The organism is Vibrio fluvialis (assembly GCF_900460245.1).
Lineage (GTDB): Bacteria > Pseudomonadota > Gammaproteobacteria > Enterobacterales > Vibrionaceae > Vibrio > Vibrio fluvialis.
In genome coordinates, this window is record NZ_UHIP01000001.1 from 1,679,367 (window position 1) to 1,701,884 (window position 22,518).

Below are 22,518 nucleotides of genomic sequence, written 5' to 3' on the forward strand. Positions count from 1 at the left end.
CTTTTGCTTAGAAAACGAACAAAAAAAGGCCACCTTGGGAGCAAGGTGGCTAAGGAGACTATAAAAAGCCTAACAAGAACGAGAATGTATCGATCTTACTAATGCCATTTGCGTGCCAACTTTTTAAAACTTATTAAGCCATTGATTTTAAATAAAAATAAGAATATGTCGTAAAAATGAGTGATTACTCCAAAGTGGTAGCCGACCCAAAATTGTGCTCTGTGCACCAAAATTAGTCGAAAACTAAGTAAGGTTTCCCTTCCACTTCGACGCGCTTCACAGAAGTTTCAAACACTTGAGCCAGATTTTGCTCCGTGAGAACGTTTTGTGGAGTGTCAACACAGTGCACAACCCCCTGACTGAGGAGCAACACCTTGTCAGCATGGCGTAGCGAACGATTGAGGTCGTGGTTAGCCATGATTACCGTGATGCCTTTAGCGGCAACCTGCTGAATCAGTGAATACAGCAATCCTTCCTGAGCGATGTCCAGCGGTGCCGCCGGCTCATCCAAAATGAGCAACTTGGCGTAAGGATTCAGTGACGGCCAAATTTGCAGGCAACTGCCTGCAAGACGCACTCGTTGCCATTCTCCCCCGGATAAACGGTGGATCGAGCGATGCAGCTTATCGTTGATGTTCAGCAGCCCAGTGATGAAAGTAATGACCTGATTGACATCATCCCCTTTCTCAGCAGCGCACGCTGGCAGTGACAAAGCCAGATATTGAAATACGTCGAGATTGAACGCAGGCTTTTCACTCTGGGAGAGATACGCGCGATGCAGCGCCAGTTCACTCAGGGATGCCGCGCGCACATCCATATTCGCGATATGAATGTCACCAACACTGTCCAACACGCCGGACAGCGCAGCCAGCAAAGTGCTTTTTCCGCTACCGTTCGGGCCGACAACATGTAGAATTTCGCCTGGCTGACAGTCAAACGACAACGGCAGCAGGCGTGATTCCACGTGTAAGCTCTTAATGCGAATCATGACTTTTCACCAACATCCAGATGAAAACAGGCGCGCCGAGTGTGGTTGTCACAACACCGAGCGGTAGCTCTGCCGAATCCAAGGCCAAACGGGCGATGGTGTCAGCAAAAACCAGCAACAGAGCACCACAGATAGCGGAGAGTGGCAGCAGCATGCGGTTTTCGGTACCGAATGCCAAGCGCAACAAATGTGGCACCACCAATCCGACAAAACCGATCACGCCACCAAGTGCGACTGCCGCACCAACAAGTACCGACACCGCGAGGATCAGTTTCCAGCGCAGCGTTATCACATCTACTCCGAGTTGCTTGGCGTGGGTTTCGCCCAGCATCAGTTTATCGAGTGTTTTACCCTGTAAAACCAGCCAGACGATGACTGGCACAGCGACTAAGGATAACGTGTGTTGGTACCAACTGGCACCACCGATACTGCCCATCAGCCAGTACATCAGTTGGCGCAGACTCAAATCATCACTGAAATAAAAAGCCCAGGTGACCACCGCACCCGATAAGATCCCCAGTGCGACTCCAACCAGCAACAACCGAGTGGTTGTCAGGCGCATCGCCTTCGCAATCGAGACCAGCAACAGAGTAAACAACAGCGAACCGGCAATCGCCGAGAGCATAAAGCCGATAGGAGTGGCGGCTGCGGGAAAGAAAAACAGCAAAATCACCATCGCCACACTGGCACCGCCTGAGATACCAATAATCCCCGGCTCAGCGAGGACATTGCCCAGCAAGACCTGAAGCGTTGCCCCGGAAACGGCCAGGGCGGCACCGATCACCATCGCTGCAACCAGACGTGGAAGACGCAGTTCAACCACCAGCTGTTGCTCCAACGGCGACATCGCAGAAAAAGGAGAAATGAAGATTTCGCCGACCATCACATAGGCGGCACTGGCAACCAGAAGCAAGACCAGCATGATGAGCGCAGCGCGCTGCCAGCGACGCTGTTTTTGTTGTAGAAGCTGACTAAAATCCATGCAGTACTCAGGTAAATGGTCGGCGCCAGAAAGAAGATTGGCTTAACCATAACGTTAAGCCAATCAAATAGAAAGTGTTAGTTGTCCACCCTCAACGGGGTTGCTCAGCCCTTAATCGTAGACCAGTTGATCTTCTTCGTAGCGGGTATCCACTTTGCATACCATCAACGCCGCACGCTGGCCGATGTCAACATATCGGTTCGGGAAAACAATCGCTTCCCCTTCGTTTTTAGCCATCAGCGGTTTGTCGCCATCATGGCCAAACACTTCTCCATGCATAAAGGAGGTGAAGTTTTCAACGTTGTCGTCAAAACGAAAATCAAAGTCGTCATGTAAGCGAACAATCGTGCGACTGACCCGATACATAATGGTCTTTTTCGGCAGATGCTCGGATTTCTCCCGGGCAACCAAATCACGCAGCGCCAAATCAAACGCGACCAGACGTCGCAGATCGTTTTCACCAATACGCGCTACCTGCCCCAGTTCCATCGTCAGAGCCTGAGCACCAAAATGTTCCGCGCTGTACCAACTGAATGTACTGGCTGGCGCGTTCGACAGCATTACCGCTTCCACATGGGCAGACTCAACAAAATCCATCAAGGCGTGGCTGCGTACCGCATGGCGTGCTTTCGGACTGACGGCAAAAGAGTAATGTTTGGATTGGCGGATCGCACAATGCAGATCAAGGTGCCAGCGAGAGGACATCTCAGTTCCGGCGAAGAAATCTTGCAGATGAATTTTCAGATTGTCGGCGATCACCAGCTCTTCACTGGAATCATGCGGCTTATCGTCAAACAGGCGATTCAGATTCACCTCGATGAAGCGTGTGTGCTGGTTGGTCGCTTTCGGATGCGCAATGATCAGCAGCAGGCGCTCTTTAACCGGTTGAAAACCAGAAATAATGTCATCGACCAGTTTATCCATCAGCTCCATCGGCGCGGTTTCATCACCGTGAATACCACTGGAAATCACAATGTGTCGGGTGGATTCGTCCTGCTCTGCTGGCAGCACTTCTAACACACCGCGCTCATGCAGTTTCAGCGTCACACCAGCTGCGGTTTGCATTTCTCCGCTGGCGACAGACTGCTCGAGATCTAAACTGTCAAAAAGAAAAGATTGGCGAAAGAGGGACTTCGTCATGCGCTACTCCTTTATTGCACAGCGGTTATGTTAAAGAATTGTACAGTCGAATTATGTTGGAGCGATCTCACTTATCAAGACCGGCCCCAAGGGGACTGAATGCCGTACTGCACACTTTTTAACACACGCGCCCAGCCATCATGTATCAATTACTGACGGATGAATCGATTACTAACGGCGGATTCTACCACTAACCACTTGAGATACTCTATATTCAATTAGTTCAGTGGCTTATCTTTGAGTTCAATTCCGATGTTCCTCACAGTCACCATCGGTGGCTGTGTAGAGAAAACATCCAGCTGAGTCAGGGTCTGATTGCCTATTGCCAGCGATGAATACCACACCGGATTGCGCCAATCGGTTTGCAGTACGTGCGCCAGCAATAAACGTATAGTCCCGCCATGAGCAATCACCAAGGTGTTGTCTTGTAAGGTGGGAAGCCAGCGCTGCCAAGCGTTACTCACTCGTTGATGACAAGCCTGAAGTGTTTCTGCTCCGGGTAGCGGGTTGTCTGTCGGTGATTGCCAGAACGCCTCTAATTCCGACCAATGCGCACTCAAGTCATCAAAGGTCTGCCCGTCATACTTGCCAAAATGCATTTCCTGGAAATCTGCTTCGACGCTCAGTGTTATCGATGGATTGAGCGCTTTGAGCTTGTACGCTAAATCAGCGCAACGACGCAAGGGGGAGGTAATGATGTGGGTAAAACCGTGTTTGCTGAGCAATAGGGCAAGTTCATTCTGCACCGCGTCTGCCACTGCGACATCGGTAGAGCCGTTAAGTGCAGGTGGGCCGAGTGTTTTAGCATGACGCAACAAGAAAACACGGTTCATAGCGTTCCCTTCAGCGCCAGCGGCAAGCCCGCAGCAATCAACGTCACACTATCGGCTTGTCGGGCAATCGCCTGATTCATCCAGCCTGCATGATCGACAAATAGACGCGACACCTCACCCAGCGGCACCACACCAAGACCCACTTCGTTTGACACCAAAATCACCGTTGCCTCGATCCGGCCGAGCGTTTCGGTAAGCTCAGTGACTCGCAGTGAAATGGCCTCAGCGCTCAGCGTTTCGCCCTGATTGTAAATCACGTTGTTCAGCCACAGCGTGAGACAATCCACCAGCACCACATCGCGGCGGGTAAATTGAGACAATGTCTCGGCTAACGCCGTTGGCGCTTCATGTTCACACCATTCATCGCCGCGCTGCGCCTGATGATGCAAAATACGCTGCTGCATTTCACTGTCAAAAGCAATCGCCGTCGCGACGTAATTAAGCTGCCCGGCGCCGAGCGCCGCTATCTGTTTCGCTTTTTGTTCCGCAAAACTCGACTTGCCGCTGCGCGCGCCACCAAGAATCAGATGGACACTCATAACAGGCCTCCGCTCACCGCGATGCCAACGTGCAAATAGGCCAGCAGCAATAAGTAGAGGCTCAGTTCCACAATCTGTTGGGTACCACCGAGACAATCTCCGGTAAAGCCGCCAAGGCGTTTCATCAGCCAATGTTTGAGCGCACAGCGAATCGCCACACTCAGTACCACCGCTCCGCCAAACACTTGCGGACTAAACCACAGACAAGGAATAAGCCCACTAACCAGCAGCAATGCCAGCTCTTTACGGCTCTGTCGGTTCGCCAAAGGTTTAGATTTGCTGCTGTCAGGGTCGGACACATACGGCATGTCGTAGATGAGCGAGGCTGCCACCGCGCGGCTTAAGGTGTAGCCCAACAGCCACACGCTAAAGAGCGACATCTGTTCAGCCAGCGAACTTAAAAACAAGAATTTACCCAGTAGCGCCATCACCAACGCCGAAGCGCCATAAGTGCCGATGCGGCTGTCTTTCATAATGGTCAGACGGCGCTCCACGGTCATGCCACCGCCAATGCCATCGGCCATATCAGTCAGGCCATCTTCATGGAATGCGCCAGTCAGAAGTAAACTGACCACCATGGACAGAAACACGCTGATGGCAGGCGAAAACAGATGGCTGAATAGCGTAAAGACTCCCGCGCACAACGCGCCCAATAACAATCCGACCAGTGCAAAATAGCGCCCGGCCTGATTCATACGTTCACTGCTATAAGGCAAAGACGCCGGAACCGGCAAGCGGGAAAAAAAACTCACGGCCAGCAAAAACAGCTCCCATTGATACTTGAGCACCGTTGGCATTACACCGTCACTCCCGCTTCAGCGAAGCTGGCCATGGTGTTGTAAAACTCCGCCGCCGCGCGCAGCAACGGAACTGCCAATACAGCGCCAGTCCCTTCACCAAGGCGTAGGCCCAAATCCAATAGCGGCTGCGCATCCAACAACTCCAGCACCGCGCGATGGCCGGACTCATGTGAGCGATGAGCAAAAATCATCACATCACGCGCATTCGGATCAAGCAGCGTGGCAACATAAGCGGCCACGGTCACGATGAAGCCATCGACCACCACTGGCGTGTTGCGGCGTGACGCGCCCAAAAACGCGCCGACCATTTGCACGATTTCAAAGCCGCCCACTTCAGCCAAGACAGCTTTCACATCCAAGCCTTGGCAGCGAGCGACAGCCTGCCCTACCAACTGACGCTTTTTCTGATACTGCTGCTCGGAGATGCCAGTGCCCATGCCCACACACCGCTCCGCCGACAAACCACTCAGTGCAGAAAGCAGCGCAGCTGCACTGCTGGTATTGGCAATCCCCATCTCACCAAACATCACCAGATTGGATCCGCCATCAATGACTTGTTCGGTCAACGCCTGACCAAGTGCCAGACCTTTCTCTACTTGTTCGTGGCTCATTGCCGCATGATGGGCAAAGTTTTCAGTTCTATCGCCCAAACGCTGCACAATAAAGTCCGGATGCTGAGATTCCACTGGCAACAAAATACCCGTATCCACCACTTTCATCGCCACTTGGTTGGCACGGCAGAAGCAGTTGATCGCGGCTCCGCCCGCGAGAAAATTCAACACCATTTGTTGTGTTACCGCGCTCGGCGCAATGCTCACGCCTTCATCAGCAATCCCATGATCGCCGGCAAACACCAACACGGTTGGTTGCTCAATACAGATTTGCGTCGCAGCACTGCTTTGCCCTTGGCTTTGAATCAACGCCAACTGATACGCCACCTGCTCCAGTTGCCCTAGTGCGCCCAGCGGCTTCGTTTTTTGGTCAATGCGCTGGGTAATGGCGGCGTGGAATGAAAGATCTAACATGTGTAATTCCTGGTTATTGTGGGCGTTGAATAGTGAATGTTTTTTCGAGCGTGGCGTATTCGCCACCGCCAAGACGTGACAGCGGGTCGAGCGTCAGTGCGTCGACATTCAGGCGCTCACCCTGCATCTTGATGATGCGCTCATCAAGATAAACCTGTTCGACTTTGGCAAACAAAAGCGTTTGCGGTGTAGCGCCAATCTCCTGCATTTCGTAAAGCGTGCAGCCAAATGCCACCGGGCATGCTTTTACGCGAGGCAATGCAAAGCCTTCAAATTCACTCAGCTCAATATCGCTTGCGGTCACTTCTGATTCGCCGTGTTCAAGTGTTGCGGCCGTCTTGGTAACCGCTTCAGCCAATCCCACATCGGCAATATGGATCACCAGTTTGCCTTTCTCTTTGGCATTGCGGGCGGTGTCTTTGATTTCACCGGAAGGCTTTTTGCCAATCGAAATCATCAGCAAAGGAGGCTGACTCGACACTGCAGTAAAATAGGAAAATGGTGCCAGATTGAAGTTTTCGTCCGTCGATTCCGTCAGCACCCAGGCGATCGGACGTGGCACGACAGTTTGCGTCATCAAATGGTAGATAGCGGAAGGGTCCCACTGGCTGAAATCAATATACATGAGCTAATCCGTAAGCTGACAAAGAGAGGAAAATGACATCGTTTTGCAGTCTACCCGCAATCGATGACGGATACCAAACTTTGCCCCTCTCTTCGGTTTGTTTGCCGAAAGGGTGATCGATTTGTAAACCACCGCCTATAAGCCATTGATCAATTTATACACTATACTCTTGGTACAGATGATGCAGGTATGCACTGTCGTCAGCGATAACTCACAGCAAGGAGATGTTATGTTTGCTAATCAACGATCGCAGAAACAGAAACCGGCAAAATCGTCGGGCAACAAAAAGCACAATCAAGTCCCACTGTCACTGACCTGACGGATCATTCACCCGATAAGACCTCGCCTCGCGGGGTCTTTTTATGACTTTAAGCGATTATTCTTATGGCTACCTCTTCCACCACTCAGGTGATCATCGCTGGCGCAACTGGCCTTGTCGGCTCCTGTGTATTAAAACAACTGCTCGCGGAACCAGTCATTGACGGCGTGTATGCTCTCACCCGCAAACCGCTTAAAGCCCATACAAAATTAACCGAGTTGCTGAGTGCCGAACTTACAGTCAAAAACTGGGACAACCACCACGTAGTTCCTGAATTTGGCGTCATAGCCCTGGGCACCACACACAAACAGGCGGGTTCTCAGCAAGAGTTGGAAGCGGTGGATTATCATTTAGTCTGTCAGGTCGCACGGACGATGAAAGCGATCGGTGTGCAACGTCTGGCCGTGGTGTCGAGTTACGGCGTGCATCCGCGCTCACGATCTCATTACCTGCGCTGCAAAGGCAAAATGGAGGAAGCGATTCGCCAAATGGGATTCGAGCACGTCACTTTTGTGCGCCCCGGCCCGTTAGTCGGCAATCGCAACACGGTAAGGCCTGATGAAGTCTGGCTGCAACGCATCATGAAGGTGGGACAATACCTGTTGTGGGGCAAGCTGAAAAACCTGATTCCGATTCGCGCCGAAGTGGTCGCTCAGGCCCTGCTTTACAGTTTGTTTGACCGCAACGCTCCAGCGGTTTCCGTTCTGTACACCACCGATATGAAGCGAATGCTGTAGAAATATCACTGAAACGAATATTTCACCGTCTGATCGCTAATTATTTGTACAACCCCCTACATTCATAACGTTTCGTTCTAAATAATGCTGTTTTTATATTTTCTATTCCGCATATGAAACGTTATGGTGCGCGCTAGATACGTTCCTACTTTTCAATATCGCTGAGGATTTCTCTTCAGGTCGGTATACACCCGTTTTAAGGATTCTAAATTATGTCAGTTGCAGCTATCGCGTCGATCGCGGTATTTGTCGGCATTCTGTTCTTCTTGTTTGGACAACAGAAAAAAGCCTACACCCTTTCTCGTCTTGTTCTGCTTGGCCTGGTGCTGGGTAGCGCGTTTGGTCTGGCCCTTCAACTGATCTTTGGTGAAGGCAGCAGTGTGATCAAAGAAACGCTGTCATGGGTTGCCATTGTAGGTAACGGTTACGTTGGCCTGTTGAAAATGGTCATCATGCCACTAGTGCTGGTATCTATGATTTCTGCAGTGGTGAAACTGGATAAAAACGGTTCACTGGGCAAAATCTCTGGTCTGACAATTTTCATTCTGCTGTTTACTACCGCGATTGCCGCACTGATCGGTATTCTGATCACGCAGGCATTTGGCCTTACGGCTGCTGGCCTGACTGAAGGCGCTCGTGAAACGGCACGTATTGCTGTACTTGAGAGCCGCGCTTCAACCGTAGCAGATTTGACTATTCCACAAATGTTGCTGAGCTTTATTCCAACCAACCCGTTTGCTGATCTGACTGGCGCACGTTCAACGTCAATCATCGCCGTGGTTATCTTCGGTGTATTGGTCGGTATTGCGGCTCGTAAAGTGATGATCGAAAAGGAACAACTGGAAGCGCCAATCCGCACTTTCGTGGAAGCAATTCAATCTATCGTGATGCGCCTGGTTAAAATGATCATGGCGCTGACTCCTTACGGTATCGCAGCACTGATGGCAAAAGTTGTCGCAACATCAAGCGCCGCTGATATTCTGAACTTGCTGGGCTTCATCGTTGCTTCCTACATCGCGATTGCACTGATGTTTGTCGTACACGGCGTACTGGTGTCATTTGTGGGTGTGAATCCAAAAACTTACTTCCAGAAAGTATGGCCAGTGCTGACATTCGCATTCACTTCACGCAGCTCTGCGGCCACTATTCCACTGAACGTGGAAGCGCAAATTACCAAACTGAACGTGTCACCAGCGATCGCGAACCTGTCCGCATCCTTTGGTGCAACGATTGGTCAGAACGGTTGTGCAGGTATCTATCCTGCCATGTTGGCAGTGATGGTAGCTCCAACCATGGGCATTAACCCGCTGGATATTCAGTTCATTCTGTCGCTGATTGCGATCATCACCATCAGCTCATTCGGCATTGCTGGTGTGGGTGGCGGTGCAACCTTCGCAGCACTGATTGTTCTGCCTGCCATGGGCCTGCCAGTGACCATCGCGGCGCTGCTGATCTCTATCGAGCCATTGATCGATATGGCGCGTACCGCACTGAATGTATCCGGCGCGATGACCGCGGGCACGATCACCAGTCGTCTGCTCAATGAAACAGCAGACAACACTGCTGAAGCAGCTCAGGAAGCGACTGCGTAAGTACCAACACTTAGTCACGAAAAGCCGACGCTCAGACGTCGGCTTTTTTGATTTTCGGCTCCGCATTCCCACTATGCTTCAGGCTAAATGTTCGATCAGTTCCGGCTGAATGGCCGCCAGTATTGAGCGCGCATGTTCGGATTCAATATCGAGCTCACACCAACCGTCGGTCCCCATAAACTCAGCAGTGCGATATTCCAGCGTCACCCTGTCACCCGAGGTGCACACATAACCAGAAAGCCTGAATATTCCGGCTGACGTATGTATTCGACTAATTTCAAATGTTTTCATGTAAGTCATCCTGTCAGGCTCATAAACCATGGAATAACATAAAGTGCGGCGGGTTTAAATTTGTTCCTGACCATGGCTAACATCCATGCAGACCAAAACGGTGCTTCTGCTCAAGCATTATTTGCTGAATCACTGAGCGAACATGGCCTGCGGCGAGGTTTCGAGATTGCCATGTCCGATACGGGATGTTCTAATAACCGTTCAACAATTTTTAAATCAGCGACTTGGTAAAGAGACATGCAGCAGCAACACCAGCCAACTTATTTCTTCTTTGACTACGAGACGTGGGGCACCAGCCCGGCCAAAGATCGTCCGAGTCAGTTTGCTGGTGTACGCACAGACATGGATTTCAACATCATTGGCGAGCCTTTGGTGATCTATTGCCAACTGCCAGCGGATTATCTGCCAGCGCCAGAAGCCGCGCTGATTACCGGCATCATTCCACAAAAAGCGATGGCACAAGGGCTTTCAGAGCCGGAGTTTATTGCCAAAATTCACGCAGAACTGTCGACACCCAACACCACCAGCCTGGGTTATAACAGCATTCGTTTCGACGATGAAGTGACACGTTATACCTGCTACCGCAACTTTCTCGACCCGTATGCCTGGAGCTGGCAGAACGGCAACTCACGTTGGGATCTGCTCGATGTGATGCGTGCGTGTCATGCGCTGCGCCCAGAAGGCATTGTGTGGCCGGAAAACGACGAAGGTTTTACCAGCTTCAAACTAGAGCATTTGTCAAAAGCCAACGGCATTGAGCACGAAAATGCGCACGATGCGATGGCCGATGTGATTGCGACGATTGAACTGGCGAAAAAAGTCAAAGCGGCGCAGCCCAAACTGTTCGATTATTTCTTCTCTATGCGCCATAAGCGCAAACTGAATGAACTGATTGATATCGTCAACATGACGCCGCTGATGCACGTGTCCGGCATGCTGGGTCGCGAGTGTCAATACACCAGTTGGATTGTGCCGATAGCCTGGCACCCTACCAATCAGAACGCCGTGATTGTGGCTGATTTGGCCAAAGATCCACAGCCGCTGATCGACTTAGATGTGGACGCTCTGCATGCACGTCTATATACCCGTCACGATGATTTAGCACCGGATGAACTGCCTGTGCCCGTCAAACTGGTTCATCTCAATAAATGCCCGATTCTGGCACCGGCGAAAACGCTGACCGCAGAAAATGCCGCTACCATCGGTATTGATCGCGAATTGTGTCTAGCGAATCTGGCTCGCATTCGTCAGCATCCGGAAATTCGAGAGAAGCTGGCAGCCCTCTTTGGCATTGAACGAGAATTTGAAGCATCGAACGATGTTGATACACAGCTCTATGATGGATTCTTCTCACCTGCGGATAAAGCGGCGATGGAGATCATCCGTTCAACCAAACCTGAGCTGCTTGGCGAGCTGGATATTACCTTCAGCGATAAACGCATCGAACCGCTGCTGTTTCGCTATCGCGCACGTAACTTCCCTTGGACGCTGGATGAAAATGACCAGCGCCGCTGGGCGAACCATTGCCGCGACTACTACGAAACACACCTGCCAGATTACATGCTGAATCTGGAAAACTTAGTTCATGAACATGAAAGTGACGAAAAGAAAATCGCCATTTTAAAATCCGTTTACCAATACGTAGAGAAGCTAGCCTCTTAGTTTCTGAGTTTATTTGATTGCAATTACGGCTGACATTCTCATGGTAAAAACCATCGCACAATATGTGGTCTCAATGGGGTTGATTTTTCTGTGCCTGCTGGCAGGGATCAATCTACAAAGCTGGCTGGAAGTTTCCATTCCTGGCAGTATCATCGGCATGCTTATTCTGTTCTCCCTGATGGCAGGAGGACTGATTCCTGTCGAGTGGGTAAAACCCGGCGCCAACCTGTTCATTCGTTATATGGTGTTGCTTTTTGTTCCGGTCAGCGTTGGACTGATGGCGCATTTTGATATGCTGGTTGCCAATGCCTGGACCATTATTGCCAGCGCGATTGGTGGCACCACACTGGTGATCGTGACACTCGGCGTGAGTCTGGATCGCTTTCTGAAGCGAGGTAAAAAATCATGTGGTTGATTGTCACCATTGTGGTGTTTTTCTTTGCGCGCTGGGTAGCGAAGAAAGGTAATTCCCCCTTCCTGAACCCACTGTTGATTTGTATTGGCATCATTATTCCGCTGCTAATGTATCTGAAAGTACCGTTTGAAACTTACTATGCCGATAACAAGTGGCTGAGCGATTTACTGCAACCCGCAGTCGTTGCTCTGGCTTACCCGCTCTATGAACAGTTACCGCAAATCCGCGCCAACTGGCGCATCATCATGCTCGCTTGCGGTGTAGGCAGTGTGATGTCGATGCTTACAGCCAGCCTGATTGCGGTGGGAATGAAAGCGGATATAACCTTGATTGCGGCCCTGATGGGTAAATCGGTCACCACACCGATTGCAATGGAAGTCGCCAGCAACCTCGGTGGAGAACCGGCTGTCGCTGCCATTCTGGTGTTAATGGTCGGGCTGTTTGGCGCGATTCTCGCTTATCCAATCTACAAGCTGCTGAACGTGACCCACCCTATCGCCCGAGGGCTGACTATGGGGACGGTATCGCACGCACTTGGCACCGCTACCTGTGCGGAGAAAGACCCACGCGACGCGGCATTCAGTTCTCTGGCCTTAGTGGTTTGCGGTGTGATCACCTCCATCCTTGCTCCTAGCTTATTCGCTTTCGCGGTTTGGCTCTCTGCCCTCTAGACTAACAACGTCTTGCTGTCGATGGTCGTACCGCGATCGTCGACAGAGTTCACTCTTTGTCTTTGTGCAATCGATGACATGTGTGACATCACTCTAATTATGAAAACTGAAATATCGTTACATTTATTTATGTGACAAAAATCTCAGTAAAGATGTGATAGTGACCTAAAATGGAGTTCGATACATTAATAAGGATTCTTTATGAAAAGCCGTATTGAACAGGCGCTAGCGGGCATGCCGAAGCCAATCGCAGAGTTTCTGACTCCGATTACCCTGGCTGATGACTTTGACGCTACCCTTTCTCCCGACCAGTTCAACCAACTGCTTTCCATTTCGGAAATGAGTGATGCTGACCTGCGTGTTGCTTTGCTTCCCTTGGCAGCGGCCTACGCCTATGTGCCAATCTCTAAATTTTACGTCGGTGCCATCGTACGCGGCCTGTCTGGTCGTTTGTACTTTGGCGGCAATATGGAGTTTGCTGGTGTGCAGTTGGGTCAAACCATTCATGCCGAGCAAGCGGCTATCAGCCATGCCTGGATGAAAGGTGAAGAAGGTCTGGCAGATATCACCGTCAACTACAGTCCTTGCGGTCACTGCCGTCAGTTCATGAATGAGCTGAACACATCACAGACGCTGTCCATTCAGTTGCCGCAACGTGAAGAAAAATCACTGCAATACTATCTGCCAGAGTCATTTGGCCCATCGGATCTGGGTATTGAATCTGCGCTTATGGCAAAAGTCGATCACGGCAAAACCAGCGATGATGATGAAGCGCTAGTGCAGCAAGCTCTGCAAGCATTGAACCGCAGCTACGCACCTTATACGGCTAATCTGAGCGGTGTGGCACTGCAAACCAGCGGCGGCAATCAGTATCTCGGTGCTTACGCTGAAAACGCGGCGTTCAACCCGAGCCTGCCGCCACTGCAAGTGGCTTTGATTCAGGTACGCATGGCGGGTGAAGAGTTCGAGACCATTGAAAGCGCTGCGCTGGCAGAAATGACCGAAGGCAGCATCAGTCATCTGGCGGATACGCAAGCGACGTTAGAAGCCATCAATCCGGATATTCCGCTCTCATATCTCTCGCTATAACCAGCAAAAAAGCCAGACAACGTCTGGCTTTTTTTTTTTGCTGGAACCTTATCCGCGTTGGAACGTTTCCAGCGCCAGTGCGGCATCCATCGGTTTATAGAAGTAATAACCCTGGATTTCGTCCACATTCCACACATTGAGTTTTCTGAGTTGCGAGGCGTTCTCAACTCCTTCTGCTACCGTCGTCAGGCCGAGTTCCTGTGACATACTGATAATATTTCGAATCAGCGATTTCGCCTTTTCGTTGGTATCCAGGCCATCAATGTACGATTTATCCAGTTTCACAATATCCAGTGGGAAGTTGCACAGCGAGCTGAACGAAGAGTAACCAGTACCGAAGTCATCCAGTGCCAGTTGCACTCCTAATGCTTTAATGGCATCCATGCGTTGCAGCGTCTCCTCTTCAACCCCCATCAGAATACTCTCCGTCAGTTCCAGAACCAGTTGGCCGGCTGCCAGTTGATACTGATCGATCACTTTACGCAGCGTGTCGACCAGACTGCTGTGGTAGAAATGAGGGCTGGAAATATTAACGTGAATACTCACCATTTGTTTGTTGTGAGCCTGCGCCTGCTGAAAGGTTTGCAGAAATTCACACGCCTGATCGAGAATCTGCTCGCCGAGCTCAACAATCAATTTTCGTTGCTCTGCCAGTGGCACAAACACGGCAGGCGACACCATACCAAATTGAGGATGTTTCCAGCGCGCTAACGCTTCAAAGCCCACCAACTGACCGGACGCCGCTTTCACAATCGGCTGATAATGCGCGATGATTTCGCGATTTTTCAAGGCCGCGACGATATCCCGGTTGAGGATTTGCGCCTCCTGCGTTCGTTCAAACTGCTCAGGTGTAACGACCGTTAACTGGTTCGCTACCGATGGGTTGCGGTTCATGACCGTGTAGTATCCACAGTGAGCGATGTTTTCGAAGTTCTCGAAGTCAATGGATGATGGCAGTAAGGCGCCTTTCAAGCCGAGATCGAGTTCCATATCAGCCAAGCTGATTTTCGCTCGATAGGCGGCCAGAATGTGGTTGCCCATTCGCTCAACCCGGCCAATTGGACCAGTACAACAAACGACAAATTCACTCTCACTGATTCGCCCGACTTCTTCACGGCTGAAATAACGTTTAAGGCTGTCAGCAATATGGCGCACACAAGCGTCATAGAGTTCATGGCCATAAACTTCATCAATTTCTTTCAGGCGAGTCGCATTGAAGTACATGATTGAAAACTCGTGACCATCCGACTGATTGCGGAACAAGCTTCGAACCGATTCAATTAAAGTTGGACGGTTCAGCAAACCAGAGATCGGATCGTATTGAGTTAACGTTTGAATCAGTTCAGCCTGTTGTTTCTGTTCGCTGATGTCCTGCACTGCCAACATCACTGAGGACGTGTCGCTGTCCTGGAGCAGCGTCGCTTCCACTGAACACGCGATCTCAGACAAATCAGAGCGCTGCATAAAGGTATCAAACTTGTTCTGGCCATTTGCCAACATCACAAAGAATTGATCAACGGCACACTCCGCATTACTGGTACCACAAATCGCATCCAGTGTTTTGCCGATCAGTTCTTCACGTTGATATCCGAGCAGTTCCAACGTTGCCGGGTTTACATCGGCAATGACTCTATCGCTGAGAAGAATCATGCCCACCGACTGGCCGTGATACAGCGCCTCAAATTTCTGTAGGGTCGCTTTCAGTTGGTCCTGCGCTTGGTTGGAAGACTGCGCTAATGACTCAACCAGTTGAGTAATACGTTCAAATTCATCTTGTTTATTGTCCGAATGTTGCGGCATGCCGCCCAACAAATCCTGAATATTCTGTTCGAAACTGATAAAACGTTTGCCGACCTTGTCCCGGAACAACCAGAACACCACCATCGAGATGAAGGACGTGACCACCAGCATACTGATGATCAGGTAATAAAAGACATGCTCGCCTTTTTGATAGTACAAACGAGGTTCCCAGGTTTTGAGAATCGCGACTTCACTGCCAGTCATATCCCGAATCGAGGCGTAATGAACCAGCTCTTGATTACTTCTGAAAATCGAATGCGGGTTGTCGTCAACACCAAAAGCTTCGTGGACGCCGGACATCGCATTGGGATCAGTCAGCAACTGACTCTGCGCCATCAGCAAATCCTGATAAAGCGATGGGAAAGTTCGAGTCAGTTGTTGCCCCCACAGCATCCAACCGACGGTTTCCGATTCACCACTGCTGTCACGGACCGGCGTCATACTGATGATCCACACTTGGTCTCCTATCTTGACCAGACCAGCGTCACTGCTTTTTTGGCTGTCCAAACGTTTCGACATCGTGTGCAAAAATGCGCTTAAGCTTGGTGTCGCGAGTATGCTCTGCACGTCAATATGTGCATCTTCGCTTCGGCCCAGGCTGGCGACAAGGTTGTAATTGGGGCGCAAAAACGCCATCAAATCGATCGTTAAGGCGTCAAGCGACTCCTCCGTTAAATTTCGTTCGATGTAGTCTGGGTTTTCATCATTAAGCAAGCTATAGGTTTCATCCCAGTAAGCCCAGTCAAAAGAGTTCTTTTCCTGACGATTCACCAGAGATTTAATCACCGCCTGAGCCTGATTGCTGGCCCGGTGGATCTCCATGTCTTCGAGTTCATTGATACTGAAGAGAAAAAAGTAGCGAGTGACAAACAGGCAACTAAAAATCACTGCCATGAGTCCCAGTGAGAACAACAAGGCCGTTTTAGTGTGCAGTTTGACGGAGCGAAAGCGAGACATCTCAGCCCTCAGAATGTTAGTAATGGCTAAAATTTTAAACGCTAATGTGTCGAATTAAAATAATACACTGCGCTTTTCTATTCGTTGATCATAAAAAAGCCCTGAGATCGTTCCCATCCTAGAATGGGCGAGATTATTCACTGAAAATATGGAATTGGACGAACTAGCCCGCCGTAAATGACGGGCTACACAGATTAAAATCCGTACAAAAAGTTAAGGTTGATGGAACGGAGTTCCATGTCGATGCCGTCAAAAGAATCGTCATACAACATACGATACTCAACATCCAATATGAAGGGGGTACGGTTTTTGATTCGCATACCGATGCCGTAAGTGAAATCTGTGCCATGCTCATCAAAGCCATCTTTGGCGATCAGACTTAGCCCTGCAACAGCGTAAAAATTAAAATATTCATGAATGGGTAAGATGCCTCGCGCGAGCAATGACGCTTGAGTGTCGTAGACCTCGTCATGTCTGGAGACCCGGAACAGCTCTCGCCCTTCTACCGCGAAATACTTAATCGGTTGATAACCAAACACGATGCCCATCGCTGTCACGTCCGATTTGTTGTCAGAAACAATCGCGTAACTATCACTGTCTAGCTCGGTAAAACTCGTGCCAACGCCTATATAAAAACGGTCAAAATTATCGGTGCTGGCCACACTCGCACTGCTTACTACTAAAAGCCCTAATCCAAATCCCAGCAAGGACGATTTCATAAGATGACTCCTTATTGTTGTAGTAATCAAAAGCTTAGCTGAGCGACACCGTTAATCGAATTTTTATCCCTGTCTTTGATTGCACTTTTTGGCGATATCCCGTACTTCAAGACAGCATCTGTGCACAACACTTGCCGCACGAAACGCAACTTGAAGCCGTGACGCTGACTAAAAACCCTGCTAATTTGAACATCTTATGTTCCGTCAACTCAGGTAAGGACACCGATGTTTGAACAGGTTGTCAGTATACTCTTTCCCGTCATGGCACTGGTGTGCGTAGGTTATGCTATCGGCCGCTGGCTTAAACCCGATTTCCGCCCAATCAATCGCATCAACATGGATACGTTTTTGCCTGCGCTGGTATTCTCATCTTTGGCAACCATGCCACTGGACACCGCGCAATTACCGCTGATCTATGCCTCTTTGATCGCAGTGTTGATTCCCGGAATACTGATGATCCCGATTTGTAAACTGGGCGGCTGGAACTTTAAAGCCTGGGCACCACTGCATATGTTTCGCAATAGCGGTAACCTGGCGATTCCGCTGTTTACCTACACATTTGGTGAGACCGCGCTCTCTTCGGCGGTATTGCTGTTTGTGGTCTCCGCTTGTCTGCATATCAGCCTGGGATTGGCACTGCTGAGCAAAGGCGGCTCGTTTCGTCAGATCTTTACCGCGCCGGTCTTCATCGCCACTGTTGTTGCCATGCTGTTTAACTTATCCGGAACCCCTGTCTGGAAACCGCTCTATGAAGCGACCGCACTACTCGGTCAGGCCGCAGTGCCTGTCATGCTGCTGTCGTTAGGTTCACAAATGACCAATATGCGTCTTGCGGGCTTGCGGGTTGGGTTAATCTCCACCGCCCAATCACTCACTACTGGCGCCGTGGCCTTTGCTCTCATCTACTTCTTCATTCCACTGCCCACCATGCAGCTGCAAATGATGGTGCTGTTTACTATGCTTCCTCCGGCAGTGATGAACTATCTGTTTGCAGAGCGTTTTCACATTGAGCCCACCAATGTGGCTTCGATGGTTCTGTTCGGCAATTTTCTCTGCCTGTTTACCCTGCCGCTATTGCTGATTTTTGCCCTGTCGCTGAAAGGGGGCGGAATGTAAAGATAGGTCAACCCAGGTAAAACAAGATAAAGTCGATTTCGTCTTTTCATTGACAGATCTAAGCTATACCCATAGTTAATGAAAGGAATTAGATCATGAAAAAAATTGCCTTAATTGTCAGTTTGTTATGGTTGCCGAATGTATTGTTTACCTGGGAGCCGGACGCGAATTTCTTCTACTGGCGTCATCAGCTCACACTACTGACTGGCGCGATCGGCTTTGCCTATATGGCCGTGTCGATTGTGCTGGCGATGCGTTTACCAAAAGTGGAAGAGTACGTAAACGGGCTTGATAAGGGCTACGCGATCCACAAGCAGATGGGGATCGGGGCGTTAGTTGCGCTGGTGTCACACTGGGTGATCATTGAATCCCCTAAATGGTTGGTCAGCCTTGGATTACTGGACCCGCCTCAACGCCGTGCCCGTCTGGGGCAGGCTGCCGACGGCATCAACTGGATGCACTGGGGAAAAATGGTCGGTGAGTACACCTTTTATGTGTTCGTCGCTTTCGTTGCCATCAGCCTGATTCAGGCGATCAGCTACCGCAAATTCCGTTTCACGCACAAGCTTGCTGGCGCGATTTTCCTTGCTGGTGCATTCCACTCCGTAACCGTTCTGGACTATCAGCTGAGTGCGTCAGCGCTGAACATCATCGTATGGATTTGCGCTGTGATCGGTTCACTGTGCGCAGTGCTCTCTCTCAGCGGACAAATTGGTCGTCGTCGTAAAGTCACAGGTCAAGTGACCATGGTGAAACAGGTAACGGACGAAAGCAGCAACTATCGCGTGCTGCACATCGGCATCACACTGGATGAACCGCTCGATTACAAAGCGGGTCAGTTTGCGTATCTGGATTTTCATGATGGCGAAGCGCCCCACCCGTTTTCCGTGTTGAAGTATGACCCATTTACTCAACAAGCTGACTTTGCGATCAAGGATCTCGGTGATTACACCCACCAACTGTTTAATCAATTGAACGAGGGACGTCAGGTGACATTGGAAGGTGGTTACGGCCGTTTCCAAATTCCATCGGACGCTCAGCAAGTGTGGATTGGTGCCGGAATCGGGATTGTGCCTTTTGTCGCCTGGTTACAACACCTGACACAACTGCCGCATTCATCTGGTCGTCATATTGAACTGTTTTACTGCCGTGATAATGACAAACAGCAATATTTCGTCAAGCTGCTGGAACTGTTCGTCAGCAAACTGCCTAATGTCAATCTGCATGTTTTCACGGCCAGCCATAACGAATTTTTGTGTGCAGAACGGGTGGCTGAACGCCTCAATCTCGCGGAGGCCAGTGTCAGCTTCTGTGGTCCGGTCGGATTTGGATCAAGCCTGAAAAATCATCTGATTAACATGGGGTTATCGCAACAGAACTTCCATTCCGAACGTTTTGCCATGCGCTGAATCCGAGTGTAAGCCAACCTTGCGCAAACGTTTGCTTTTCTGGGTAATTCCAGTATGATTGCCGCTGTTTTTACTAAGGTTATTCCCAGTATTTCACTGATGCTGGGAATCGATGCATAACTATAAGGATTTTCGCTCTATGTTGGGGACTGCTACTCGAGACAGTGCTAAACGTGTACTGTTACTTGGCTCTGGTGAACTCGGTAAAGAAGTGGCGATTGAATGTCAGCGCCTCGGTCTGGAAGTTATTGCCTGTGACCGCTACGCAAATGCACCTGCCATGCAGGTTGCGCATCGCAGCCATGTATTCGATATGCTGGATGCCGAAGCACTGCAACAGGTAATTGATCTAGAAAAACCGCACTATGTCGTGCCGGAAATTGAAGCGATTGCGACCAGCAAACTGGTGGAACTGGAAGCTCAGGGACTAAATGTGGTACCCACCGCCAACGCTACCCGTCTGACCATGAACCGTGAAGGCATTCGTCGTCTCGCGTCAGAAGAGCTCTCACTCCCAACTTCCCCTTATCGGTTTGCTGATAACTACCAAGATTTTGTCGCAGCGGTCGAGTTCGTCGGCATTCCTTGCGTATGTAAACCGGTTATGAGCTCTTCGGGCAAAGGTCAGAGCGTCATTAAAACCGAACAGGATATTGAAAAAGCATGGCAGTACGCGCAAGAAGGTGGCCGCACTGGCGCTGGTCGTGTGATTGTCGAAGGCTTTATCGATTTTGACTACGAAATTACGCTACTTACCGTTCGTGCAGTGGATGGCGTACACTTCTGCGCGCCAATCGGTCACCGTCAGGAAGATGGTGATTACCGCGAATCATGGCAGCCACAAGTGATGTCTGAAAATGCACTTAAAGCTGCAGAATACGTGGCCGAACAAATCGTCAACGCGCTCGGCGGCTATGGTCTGTTTGGTGTTGAGTTGTTTGTTAAAGGCGATCAAGTCATCTTCAACGAAGTCTCTCCTCGCCCACACGACACGGGTATGGTGACGCTGATTTCTCAGGACATCTCTGAATTTGCTCTGCACGTACGTGCCTTTACTGGCTTACCCATCGGCGAAATCACGCAGTATGGTCCTTCTGCCTCCGCCGCAATTCTGGGCCAGGGTACGTCAACGGATATTCAATTCTCAGGTTTAGACGATGCACTGAGCGTTCCGCACTCGCAAATCCGCCTGTTCGGTAAACCTGAAATCAACGGTCGCCGTCGTCTTGGTGTCGCGCTGTCGCGCGGAAAAACCACGACAGAAGCAACGGATCGCGCGATTGAATGCGCCAAGGCCGTTAAGATTCACTACTGATTGAATCTTACCAAGATACAAAAAGCGCGCCGTTGAGCGCGCTTTTTTTAATCGTTAACCAGTTGGCTCACCGTATCGGCGACGTTTTGCGCACCATGACGAATCTCGTCAATCAGGGCCTGGGTCGATTGCAATTGCTGATTGCACTCAATCACTTTGCGCTGAATTTCCGTCATGGTTTGTTCAGAAACCTGAGTCAATTCGCTGTTACGTTTAACGATGTTTCCAATTTCATCTGTCGCGTGAGAGGTATTCGCCGCCAGTTTACGCACTTCATCAGCCACGACCGCAAAACCACGCCCATATTCGCCGGCTCTCGCGGCTTCAATCGCCGCATTCAGCGCCAGCAGATTGGTTTGGTCGGCAATGGTTGAAATCGTAGTCACAATCTGTGCGATTTGCTGCGACTGCGCGGTCAGTTTCTCCATCAGAGACGACGCCTGATCCACCGAGCTGTCTATCTGATTTGCCACATCAGCTGCGAGATCGAGTGTTTTTGCTCCATCGTTCGCGATATCCAGCGTGTCCAACGAGGTACGCTGCGCCACCTTGGACGCTTGTTGAATCGCCTGCAAATGGTGAATTCGCGCGGTAATCTCGCTGGCAAATTTCACGACGCGAACAACTTTGCCATTCTGATCTCGGATTGGATTATAAGTTGCTTCCAACCAGATAACGTCGCCATTACGATTGCGGCGTTCAAATAACCCCGACTTGAATTCACCGCGGGCCAATGACGGCCAAAAATCAGCATGGCTCCGTAAAAACTCCTCGCTGCAAAACATACGGTGATGTTGCCCCTGAATCTCGCGCAGCTTATAGCCCACGCAACGACAGAAATTGTCATTGGCGTTAATGATTTGCCCTTGTGGTGTGAACTCAATGTACGCCAGTGAGGTTTTCAGGGCTTCAAAAATGGCGGCTTGACTATCGAGCTGTAGCTTCTCTTCCGTGACATCACTGGCCACTTTCACAACTTTGGATACTTTACCCAGCTCATCGACGACCGGAACGTATGTGGCTTCGATCCAAATGTCACGGCCATCTTTGCACACTCGACGAAACGTCCCATGTTGTGGTTTACCCTGTGCAAGATCGCGCCAAAAGTTCTGATATGAGGTGGATGACGTCAACTGTTTATCGCAAAACATGCGATGATGCTGGCCCTGCACTTCTTCGAGCGTATAACCCATCGCGCTGAGAAATTGTTCATTTGCGGTCAGAATTCGGCCATCACTGGAAAATTCAATGTACGGCACATTATGTTTGATGGCATTGAGTACCATGCTGGCAGAGCGCATAGCCTCGAGTTGAGCGTTATTGTCTTGTTCTTGTTTACGGCGGCTAAAAAGAAACATACTAGGACCTCATGGTATTACTGGCCGGCTCGATAAAATCGGAATGTTTGAGATAATGCGCAGCATTCTTGGCGTGCCGCTTATTTTTCAACCTAGCGAAAAGGTGCCGTATCGTACAGCAAATCGGCACCTTTGC

General features: G+C 50.2%; 21 protein-coding genes and 1 pseudogene. 9 read left to right on the forward strand and 13 right to left on the reverse strand.

The genetic code is table 11. The annotated features are described in order from the left end of the window. Positions 1-232: 232 nt before the first annotated feature. The 8 genes from btuD to DYA43_RS07965 form a co-directional block, all read right to left on the reverse strand. Entirely contained in the window at positions 233-988 is a 756-nt protein-coding gene (gene btuD, locus DYA43_RS07930) for a vitamin B12 ABC transporter ATP-binding protein BtuD (protein WP_061056584.1), read from the reverse strand. Then, positions 975-1,970, reverse strand: a complete 996-nt coding sequence (gene btuC / locus DYA43_RS07935) for a vitamin B12 ABC transporter permease BtuC (RefSeq protein WP_024374158.1) — start codon at positions 1,968-1,970, stop codon at positions 975-977. The genes btuD and btuC overlap by 14 nt, the downstream gene beginning before the upstream one ends. A 111-nt stretch (positions 1,971-2,081) precedes the next feature. Next, a complete protein-coding gene (locus tag DYA43_RS07940; RefSeq protein WP_020327518.1) occupies positions 2,082-3,110 on the reverse strand; it encodes a succinylglutamate desuccinylase in 1,029 nt (342 codons plus the stop codon). A 218-nt stretch (positions 3,111-3,328) separates the two neighbouring features. Next, positions 3,329-3,943 carry a histidine phosphatase family protein gene (locus DYA43_RS07945; protein ID WP_061056585.1) on the reverse strand — a complete coding sequence of 205 codons (615 nt, stop codon included), beginning with the start codon at positions 3,941-3,943 and terminating at the stop codon, positions 3,329-3,331. Further along, the gene (cobU, locus tag DYA43_RS07950) at positions 3,940-4,482 is read right to left on the reverse strand and encodes a bifunctional adenosylcobinamide kinase/adenosylcobinamide-phosphate guanylyltransferase (protein ID WP_020432556.1); all 543 of its coding nucleotides are present in this window, start codon (positions 4,480-4,482) and stop codon (positions 3,940-3,942) included. Before cobU ends, DYA43_RS07945 begins: the two co-directional genes overlap by 4 nt. Then, positions 4,479-5,279 carry an adenosylcobinamide-GDP ribazoletransferase gene (locus tag DYA43_RS07955; RefSeq protein ID WP_061056586.1) on the reverse strand — a complete coding sequence of 267 codons (801 nt, stop codon included), beginning with the start codon at positions 5,277-5,279 and terminating at the stop codon, positions 4,479-4,481. The genes cobU and DYA43_RS07955 overlap by 4 nt, the downstream gene beginning before the upstream one ends. Then, positions 5,279-6,307, reverse strand: a complete 1,029-nt coding sequence (gene cobT, locus DYA43_RS07960) for a nicotinate-nucleotide--dimethylbenzimidazole phosphoribosyltransferase (RefSeq protein ID WP_061056587.1) — start codon at positions 6,305-6,307, stop codon at positions 5,279-5,281. Before cobT ends, DYA43_RS07955 begins: the two co-directional genes overlap by 1 nt. Before the next feature lie 13 nt (positions 6,308-6,320). Beyond that, positions 6,321-6,932 (reverse strand): flavin reductase family protein, encoded by a 612-nt coding sequence (locus tag DYA43_RS07965; protein WP_020432559.1) that lies wholly within the window; start codon positions 6,930-6,932, stop codon positions 6,321-6,323. A gap of 384 nt (positions 6,933-7,316) precedes the next feature. Here DYA43_RS07965 and DYA43_RS07970 point away from each other — a divergent pair, with 384 nt between their 5' ends. Both DYA43_RS07970 and DYA43_RS07975 read left to right on the forward strand, forming a co-directional pair. Further along, a complete protein-coding gene (locus tag DYA43_RS07970) occupies positions 7,317-7,988 on the forward strand; it encodes an NAD(P)H-binding protein (protein ID WP_061056588.1) in 672 nt (223 codons plus the stop codon). Positions 7,989-8,200: 212 nt separating this feature from the next. Beyond that, positions 8,201-9,580 (forward strand): L-cystine transporter, encoded by a 1,380-nt coding sequence (locus DYA43_RS07975; RefSeq protein WP_020432565.1) that lies wholly within the window; start codon positions 8,201-8,203, stop codon positions 9,578-9,580. A gap of 78 nt (positions 9,581-9,658) precedes the next feature. Here the strand turns inward: DYA43_RS07975 and DYA43_RS07980 are convergent, their stop codons facing one another. After that, positions 9,659-9,871 carry a hypothetical protein gene (locus tag DYA43_RS07980; RefSeq protein ID WP_038127137.1) on the reverse strand — a complete coding sequence of 71 codons (213 nt, stop codon included), beginning with the start codon at positions 9,869-9,871 and terminating at the stop codon, positions 9,659-9,661. A gap of 237 nt (positions 9,872-10,108) precedes the next feature. On the opposite strand from DYA43_RS07980, the gene sbcB reads away from it, so the two are divergent. From sbcB to cdd, 4 genes are all read left to right on the forward strand, one after another. Then, the gene (gene sbcB / locus DYA43_RS07985; RefSeq protein ID WP_024374162.1) at positions 10,109-11,533 is read left to right on the forward strand and encodes an exodeoxyribonuclease I; all 1,425 of its coding nucleotides are present in this window, start codon (positions 10,109-10,111) and stop codon (positions 11,531-11,533) included. Positions 11,534-11,573: 40 nt separating this feature from the next. Then, the gene (locus tag DYA43_RS07990) at positions 11,574-11,948 is read left to right on the forward strand and encodes a CidA/LrgA family protein (RefSeq protein WP_020327588.1); all 375 of its coding nucleotides are present in this window, start codon (positions 11,574-11,576) and stop codon (positions 11,946-11,948) included. Further along, positions 11,939-12,619 (forward strand): LrgB family protein, encoded by a 681-nt coding sequence (locus DYA43_RS07995; protein WP_020327589.1) that lies wholly within the window; start codon positions 11,939-11,941, stop codon positions 12,617-12,619. The genes DYA43_RS07990 and DYA43_RS07995 overlap by 10 nt, the downstream gene beginning before the upstream one ends. Before the next feature lie 201 nt (positions 12,620-12,820). Beyond that, complete coding sequence (cdd, locus tag DYA43_RS08000; protein ID WP_020327590.1) at positions 12,821-13,708, forward strand: cytidine deaminase; 888 nt, start codon at positions 12,821-12,823, stop codon at positions 13,706-13,708. 48 nt (positions 13,709-13,756) lie between these two features. On the opposite strand, the gene DYA43_RS08005 is transcribed toward cdd, so the two are convergent. Together DYA43_RS08005 and DYA43_RS08010 are read right to left on the reverse strand one after the other, a co-directional pair. Next, positions 13,757-16,465 (reverse strand): bifunctional diguanylate cyclase/phosphodiesterase, encoded by a 2,709-nt coding sequence (locus DYA43_RS08005; protein ID WP_061056590.1) that lies wholly within the window; start codon positions 16,463-16,465, stop codon positions 13,757-13,759. 194 nt (positions 16,466-16,659) lie between these two features. Beyond that, positions 16,660-17,184, reverse strand: coding sequence for an outer membrane beta-barrel protein (locus DYA43_RS08010; RefSeq protein WP_061056591.1), 525 nt, complete (start codon positions 17,182-17,184; stop codon positions 16,660-16,662). A 225-nt stretch (positions 17,185-17,409) separates the two neighbouring features. Here DYA43_RS08010 and DYA43_RS08015 point away from each other — a divergent pair, with 225 nt between their 5' ends. The 3 genes from DYA43_RS08015 to purT all read left to right on the forward strand — a co-directional run bounded on the left by DYA43_RS08015 (position 17,410) and on the right by purT (position 21,024). Continuing rightward, positions 17,410-18,300: an AEC family transporter gene (locus DYA43_RS08015; RefSeq protein WP_055451976.1), complete on the forward strand. Its 891-nt coding sequence runs from the start codon at positions 17,410-17,412 to the stop codon at positions 18,298-18,300. 95 nt (positions 18,301-18,395) lie between these two features. Further along, complete coding sequence (locus DYA43_RS08020; protein WP_061056592.1) at positions 18,396-19,709, forward strand: ferredoxin reductase family protein; 1,314 nt, start codon at positions 18,396-18,398, stop codon at positions 19,707-19,709. Positions 19,710-19,848: 139 nt separating this feature from the next. Next, a complete protein-coding gene (purT, locus tag DYA43_RS08025; protein WP_024374168.1) occupies positions 19,849-21,024 on the forward strand; it encodes a phosphoribosylglycinamide formyltransferase 2 in 1,176 nt (391 codons plus the stop codon). A gap of 47 nt (positions 21,025-21,071) precedes the next feature. Here the strand turns inward: purT and DYA43_RS23235 are convergent, their stop codons facing one another. Continuing rightward, positions 21,072-21,638, reverse strand: a complete 567-nt coding sequence (locus tag DYA43_RS23235; RefSeq protein WP_255283834.1) for a methyl-accepting chemotaxis protein — start codon at positions 21,636-21,638, stop codon at positions 21,072-21,074. Then, positions 21,615-22,382: pseudogene (locus DYA43_RS23240) on the reverse strand (PAS domain-containing protein); the annotation flags it as partial. The pseudogene DYA43_RS23240 and the gene DYA43_RS23235, both read right to left, overlap by 24 nt. Between the last annotated feature and the right edge of the window lie 136 nt (positions 22,383-22,518).

Excerpts from the sequence above, each read along its gene's own strand:
- btuD (WP_061056584.1), bottom strand. The coding sequence starts at position 988 with ATGATTCGCATTAAGAGCTTACACGTGGAATCACGCCTGCTGCCGTTG.
- btuC (WP_024374158.1), bottom strand. The coding sequence starts at position 1,970 with ATGGATTTTAGTCAGCTTCTACAACAAAAACAGCGTCGCTGGCAGCGC.
- DYA43_RS07940 (WP_020327518.1), bottom strand. The coding sequence starts at position 3,110 with ATGACGAAGTCCCTCTTTCGCCAATCTTTTCTTTTTGACAGTTTAGAT.
- DYA43_RS07945 (WP_061056585.1), bottom strand. The coding sequence starts at position 3,943 with ATGAACCGTGTTTTCTTGTTGCGTCATGCTAAAACACTCGGCCCACCT.
- cobU (WP_020432556.1), bottom strand. The coding sequence starts at position 4,482 with ATGAGTGTCCATCTGATTCTTGGTGGCGCGCGCAGCGGCAAGTCGAGT.
- DYA43_RS07955 (WP_061056586.1), bottom strand. The coding sequence starts at position 5,279 with ATGCCAACGGTGCTCAAGTATCAATGGGAGCTGTTTTTGCTGGCCGTG.
- cobT (WP_061056587.1), bottom strand. The coding sequence starts at position 6,307 with ATGTTAGATCTTTCATTCCACGCCGCCATTACCCAGCGCATTGACCAA.
- DYA43_RS07965 (WP_020432559.1), bottom strand. The coding sequence starts at position 6,932 with ATGTATATTGATTTCAGCCAGTGGGACCCTTCCGCTATCTACCATTTG.
- DYA43_RS07970 (WP_061056588.1), top strand. The coding sequence starts at position 7,317 with ATGGCTACCTCTTCCACCACTCAGGTGATCATCGCTGGCGCAACTGGC.
- DYA43_RS07975 (WP_020432565.1), top strand. The coding sequence starts at position 8,201 with ATGTCAGTTGCAGCTATCGCGTCGATCGCGGTATTTGTCGGCATTCTG.
- DYA43_RS07980 (WP_038127137.1), bottom strand. The coding sequence starts at position 9,871 with ATGAAAACATTTGAAATTAGTCGAATACATACGTCAGCCGGAATATTC.
- sbcB (WP_024374162.1), top strand. The coding sequence starts at position 10,109 with ATGCAGCAGCAACACCAGCCAACTTATTTCTTCTTTGACTACGAGACG.
- DYA43_RS07990 (WP_020327588.1), top strand. The coding sequence starts at position 11,574 with ATGGTAAAAACCATCGCACAATATGTGGTCTCAATGGGGTTGATTTTT.
- DYA43_RS07995 (WP_020327589.1), top strand. The coding sequence starts at position 11,939 with ATGTGGTTGATTGTCACCATTGTGGTGTTTTTCTTTGCGCGCTGGGTA.
- cdd (WP_020327590.1), top strand. The coding sequence starts at position 12,821 with ATGAAAAGCCGTATTGAACAGGCGCTAGCGGGCATGCCGAAGCCAATC.
- DYA43_RS08005 (WP_061056590.1), bottom strand. The coding sequence starts at position 16,465 with ATGTCTCGCTTTCGCTCCGTCAAACTGCACACTAAAACGGCCTTGTTG.
- DYA43_RS08010 (WP_061056591.1), bottom strand. The coding sequence starts at position 17,184 with ATGAAATCGTCCTTGCTGGGATTTGGATTAGGGCTTTTAGTAGTAAGC.
- DYA43_RS08015 (WP_055451976.1), top strand. The coding sequence starts at position 17,410 with ATGTTTGAACAGGTTGTCAGTATACTCTTTCCCGTCATGGCACTGGTG.
- DYA43_RS08020 (WP_061056592.1), top strand. The coding sequence starts at position 18,396 with ATGAAAAAAATTGCCTTAATTGTCAGTTTGTTATGGTTGCCGAATGTA.
- purT (WP_024374168.1), top strand. The coding sequence starts at position 19,849 with ATGTTGGGGACTGCTACTCGAGACAGTGCTAAACGTGTACTGTTACTT.